General features: G+C 42.3%; 1 protein-coding gene. It reads right to left on the reverse strand.

Features of this window, described 5'->3' with window-relative positions; genetic code table 11:
* Positions 1–1051, reverse strand: a 1051-nt coding sequence (locus tag B9T28_RS14930) for a YDG domain-containing protein (RefSeq protein WP_252053673.1), incomplete at both ends; no start/stop codon positions are given.

A 1051-nucleotide genomic window follows, 5' to 3' on the forward strand; every position in this document is an offset into this window, starting at 1 on the left:
CTTGACCCGCGTTCTTATTGGTAAATTGACCTTGAGCATTCAGATTGACCTGATCACCAGTAATCACACCATTCAAGCTGCCATTCACAGTTGCATTGGTCGTGCCGTCGTAGACTTTATCTTGCGCTGTAATCGTTCCTGTAATTTGCTTTTTGCTAATATTGGCTTGTGTTACATGATTTGTTGCTGATAACTCGTAGTTATCTGCATCTGTACCATTCAAACTACCTGATACATTTACATTTTTACCCGAACCTGCATTTTTATCGGTAAATTGACCTTGGGCATTCAGATTGACCTGATCACCAGTAATCACACCATTCAAGCTGCCATTCACAGTCGCATTGGTCGTGCCATCGTAGACTTTGTCTTGCGCTGTAATTGCACCTGTAATCTGTTTCTTACTGATGTTGGCAGTCACTGATCCATTCGTGATCAATTCATAGTTGCCTGCATCGGTACCCATTAAGCTACTTGATGCATTCACCACTTTATCTTGACCTGCGTTCTTGTCGACAAACTGACCTGTGCCACCGACTGTAACGTTATCACCGACAATCACATCATTTAAATTTAAGCTGCCTTGTACGATTGCATTGGTGGTGCCGTCATAGACTTTGTTTTGGGCAGTCAGCGTACCTTGCAGTTGTTTCTTGGCAATATTGGCTTTAACGCTACTGTTGGTGCTGACTTGGTAATTGCCTGCATCGGTACCCGTTAAGCTACCTGATACAGTTACATCTTTGCCTTGACCCGCGTTCTTATTGGTAAATTGACCTTGAGCATTCAGATTGACCTGATCACCAGTAATCACACCATTCAAGCTGCCATTCACAGTTGCATTGGTCGTGCCGTCGTAGACTTTATCTTGCGCTGTAATCGTTCCTGTAATTTGCTTTTTGCTAATATTGGCTTGTGTTACATGATTTGTTGCTGATAACTCGTAGTTATCTGCATCTGTACCATTCAAACTACCTGATACATTTACATTTTTACCCGAACCTGCATTTTTATCGGTAAATTGACCTTGGGCATTCAGATTGACCTGATC

Origin of the sequence: Acinetobacter silvestris, from assembly GCF_002135235.1 — a bacterium.
Classification (GTDB): Bacteria; Pseudomonadota; Gammaproteobacteria; order Pseudomonadales; family Moraxellaceae; genus Acinetobacter; species Acinetobacter silvestris.